This window comes from Streptomyces sp. NPDC005181, from assembly GCF_040608395.1.
In the GTDB taxonomy this organism is placed as follows: Bacteria; Actinomycetota; Actinomycetes; order Streptomycetales; family Streptomycetaceae; genus Streptomyces.
Genome location: NZ_JBEXID010000205.1, coordinates 1 through 3,926, shown reverse-complemented (window position 1 = coordinate 3,926; position 3,926 = coordinate 1). Strand labels below are relative to the sequence as shown.

3 protein-coding genes and 2 pseudogenes are annotated in these 3,926 nt (G+C 67.5%); 2 read left to right on the top strand and 3 right to left on the bottom strand.

The window, feature by feature from the left end:
- Positions 1 to 83: 83 nt before the first annotated feature.
- A pseudogene (locus tag ABZV38_RS39830) lies at positions 84 to 872 on the bottom strand (IS630 family transposase); the annotation flags it as partial.
- Between the two features lie 103 nt (positions 873 to 975).
- On the opposite strand from ABZV38_RS39830, the pseudogene ABZV38_RS39825 reads away from it, so the two are divergent.
- Positions 976 to 1,860, top strand: a pseudogene (locus tag ABZV38_RS39825) (IS982 family transposase); the annotation flags it as partial.
- Positions 1,861 to 2,291: 431 nt separating this feature from the next.
- On the opposite strand, the gene ABZV38_RS39820 reads toward ABZV38_RS39825, so the two are convergent.
- Both ABZV38_RS39820 and ABZV38_RS39815 read right to left on the bottom strand, forming a co-directional pair.
- Complete coding sequence (locus tag ABZV38_RS39820; RefSeq protein ID WP_356333788.1) at positions 2,292 to 3,269, bottom strand: transposase family protein; 978 nt, start codon at positions 3,267 to 3,269, stop codon at positions 2,292 to 2,294.
- A 74-nt stretch (positions 3,270 to 3,343) separates the two neighbouring features.
- On the bottom strand, positions 3,344 to 3,721 hold the full coding sequence (locus ABZV38_RS39815) for a nuclear transport factor 2 family protein (protein WP_356333786.1): 378 nt from the start codon (positions 3,719 to 3,721) through the stop codon (positions 3,344 to 3,346).
- On the opposite strand from ABZV38_RS39815, the gene ABZV38_RS39810 reads away from it, so the two are divergent.
- Positions 3,720 to 3,926, top strand: a 207-nt coding sequence (locus tag ABZV38_RS39810) for a transposase (protein ID WP_356333784.1), incomplete at its 3' end; no start/stop codon positions are given. The genes ABZV38_RS39815 and ABZV38_RS39810 overlap by 2 nt on opposite strands.

The following is a 3,926-nucleotide window of genomic DNA, read 5'->3' as shown; positions in this document are numbered from 1 at the left end:
CGACAGATCTACTCCAAGGCAGTTGAGGCCAGTTGTCGCACGGGTCAGGCTCCGGCCCCCGACGGCACCCCACGAGTCTCACAGTTGTCGCAGATCAGGTGGATGTCCAGGCCGGCGGGGATCTCCTTGTCGAGCTTGGTGAGGAACTTCTTGAACTCGACGGTCCGGTGGCGGCGGTGGATGGAGCCGATGATCTCGCCGGTGGCCACGTCCAGGGCGGCGAACAGGGTGGTGACGCCGTGACGGATGTAGTCGTGGGTGCGGCGTTCGGGCATGCCCGGCATCATCGGCAGCACCGGGGCGGACCGGTCCAGTGCCTGGATCTGGGACTCCTCATCCACGCATAGGACCAGAGCGCGCTCGGGAGGGTCGAGGTAGAGGCCGACCACGTCGCGGACCTTGTCGATGAACTGCGGGTCGTTGGACAGCTTGAACGTGTCCACCTGGTGCGGCTTGAGGCCGAACGCCTTCCAGATCCGGCCGACCGTGGACTTCGACAGTCCGCTCTGAGCCGCCATCGAAGCTCTCGACCAGTGGGTGGCGTCCTTCGGAGACCGCTCCAACGTGGCGACGACTACCTCTTCAACCCGCTCATCGGTGATCTTCCTCGGACCGCCGGGTCGGGGCTCGTCCACGAGCCCCTCCATCCGCAGTTCCAGGAAGCGCCGCCGCCACTTGCCCACGGTCTGCGGCCAGATACCGAGTTCGTCGGCAACCTGCCGGTTCGTCTTCCCGTCCGCACACCCCAGCACGATCCGACACCGCTGAGCCAGTGCCTGTGAAGACTTCGCCCGCCGGGACCACCGCACCAACGTCGCCCGTTCTTCCTCGGACAACACCAGCTCGGCCATCGGCCGCCCCATATTCGCCATGGAAGCAGACTACTTATTCAACGAATTCTCGGCGCAGGACACTAGATGATCGATTCCAAGGGATCGCCTGCGCGCATAGGAGGAGGGAGTCCAACGTCAGTGTGTGAAGACAGAGTTGGACTCCCTCGCGACCGCACTCTATGTGAAGACCGACGACCTGTTGAAGGATTCGCCGCAGTTTGCCCCGTGGCGGCCGGCCGTGGGCATTGCACCGCAGCTCAGCGACGCCGAGCTGGTGACTTTGGCGATGATGCAGGCCATGCTCGGCTTCACCTCCGAGGCCCGGTGGCTGCGGCACGCCCGCGCCCACCTGCAGCACCTGTTCCCTTACCTGCCCCAGCAGCCCGGCTACAACAAGCGGCTGCGCAAGGCCGCCGAGCTCATCCGGCGCGTCACCCGCGCGCTGGCGGTCGACACCACGTTGTGGACCGACGACGTGTGGGTCGTGGACTCCACGCCCGTCGAGTGCGGACGCTCCCGCGAGACCGTCAAACGCTCCGACCTCGCCGGATGGGCCCAGTACGGCTACTGCGCCAGCCATAGCCGGTTCTTCTGGGGACTGCGGCTGCACCTGGTGTGCACCCTGCGCGGCCTGCCCGTCGCCTTCGCCCTGACCGGCGCCAAGGCCGACGAACGCGAGACCCTGCTTGACCTGCTCGCCGTCGAGCCGCAGCTCATCGACGAGCGTCCCGGCCAGACACTGATCGGCGACAAGAACTACTTCGGCCGCGAATTCGAGCAGCAGCTGGCCGAGCTGGACATCCAGCTGCTGCGGCCGGCCCGCAAGGGCGAAGCCGAGCGGGCCGGATCACAGCTGTTCCAGCCACTGCGGCAAGTCATCGAATCGATCAACGAGACCTTCAAGGGGCAACTCGACCTCGAACGCCACCGCGGTCGCACACCCGCAGGCGTAGCGGTCCGTGTCCTGCAGCGCATCCTCGCGCTCACAGCCGCCATCTGGCACAACGACCACACCGACCAGCCGGTCTCGCCATGCCAGACGGAGATGAGGGCGTTGCCGTTGTCTTGGGTTCGCGTCTCGCAGGCAGTGACCCAAAGTGCCCCACCCTCGGAACCGGGGTCGCCGCCCGCACCCATAGCCGTCCGGCCGGGCCGGCGCCCGGCTCGTCCAGCCGGCCTATGTGGGCACCGGCCGGTCACCGAAAATGCAGTATCCCGAGCCTGCCGATCCGGTGCAGTTCTGGCTCTCGAACCTGCCCTCCGGGATGCCGCTGACCACGCTGGTGCGGCTGGCCAAACTGCGCTTGAAGTTCCCCCTCTGAACTGGACAGCCTGATACTGGGACGGATCGGTCCCGGAGGAAGTAGTCCAGGTTGAGTGGCAAGAGCAACATGAGTAACGACCTCGGGGAAAATTGAGGTCGGGACGTGGTGGCCTGGCGATTCGGCTGGTGTGTGATCAGCAGGTGCTATTACGGACGAGGACGAGTTCGGTGCTTGTCCGGCGTCGAGTGGGGCGCCGTGCGGACCGGTGGGAGACGAGGCCAGCGATCGCCAGATGCGTCTCGGCGTAGGTCTCACGGCGTCCGGTGAAGCGTCGCAGGGGTGTCCACTGCCGCAGCTCGGCGTTGGTGTGCTCGACACAGATCCGGGCCGAGGACTGGCGCCGTCGCGCTTCGTGCCAGGCCCGCTTGTCGCCGTCGCTCGCGTCGTCCTGCGGTTTCTTCGGCGGGGCGGTGACCTGGTCGGGGAACTCCTTGGCCAGCCCGGCATACCCAGCGTCGACCTGGGACTTTACCGATGGGTGGAGCCGGAGCTGTTCGGCGATGCCCTCGGTGCGTACGGCGGTCTGGTCGTGCATCCGGCCAGGCCGCACGACGCCGGACAGCAGCATTCGGCCCTGCCCGTCGCTGAACGTGGTGGTCTTGACCGTGTTCTGCCGGCGCTTGCCCGAGACGAAGGCCCGGCGCCCGGGACGGCCCGCCGGTGGGCGCCTGACCTGGGTCTCGGCACCGTCGAGCCGAGGCTCGACCCCTTCGGCCTCGGCATAGGCAAAGAGGTCCTCCAGTGTCCGCAGCCGCAGGCCGGGCCGGTCGGGCACCGCGAAGCCACGGGCCGCAAGCAACGAGCGGACCTGCCGGATCGCCGTCGAGACGGTCGAGCGGTCGACGTCGTACAGCTCGGCCAGGACCTCGTGCGGCAGCTGATGGCGCAGGTGCACCAGGGTGAGAAGCAGCCGGTCGCAAAGGACCAGCTTCGGCTTGCGCCCGGCGCCGGCCGCCCTGCGGCGCTCACCGCCCCTGGCTTCGCGAAGCGCGGACTGTCGCGCTGCCTCCCACGGGGCGGCGAGTTCGGCGAACAACTCGCCGAAGTGTGCGCGGGAGACACCGGACAGGGCAGGATGGGAGCAGGCCGCGCGTGCCCAGGTCAGCTTCACAACTCACCCAACCCGCGCGGCCCTTCTCATGTCACGGCCAATCAGCCGGAACGTCGCCGCGAGCGGCAGCCGCCTCACATGGGCTCAACCAGAGCCGCCCGCCACTCCGGGCGCGGGTCTGCTCCCACACTCGTCCAGTACTCCCGGCCGCGCACGATCCGTCCCTGCTCGACGGTCCAGAATGAGGCCGCGCGGAACACGCCGAACTCGTCATGCGGCACCTCGACCTCGGAGACCACCTCGTTGCCGTCAGCCACGATCCGCAGGACCCGAATCGACCAACCCCCCGGGTATTCGCTGTTCACCGCGACGAAGTTCTTGCTGCCAACGATGCGCTCCGCGCTGATCGGCCACTCGACCACCACGTCCTCCGCGACCAAGCCGGCGACAGCTGACCAATCGCGCGCCTGGATCCGATCCCACAATGCTTCGACCACTCCTGAAGAGTCCATGGGGGCACCCTTGCACGGGCCACTGACATCCCGCCCCTGGAGCCCGGGCGACCTGGCACGCCGATCCCAAAGCAGCGGTCCCCTCACTGCCGCTAATAGATCCCAAGGTCGTAAGCGGTACACGTCGGAGTTCAAGCGGGACGCGGTGGCACTGGTCCGGTCGTCGGGCCGGAATGTCACCGAGGTCGCCCGGGAACTCGGTGTG

What these genes read in the sequence shown, in the direction of transcription:
- ABZV38_RS39815 (WP_356333786.1), bottom strand. Translation starts at nt 3,721, where the DNA reads ATGGACTCTTCAGGAGTGGTCGAAGCATTGTGGGATCGGATCCAGGCG.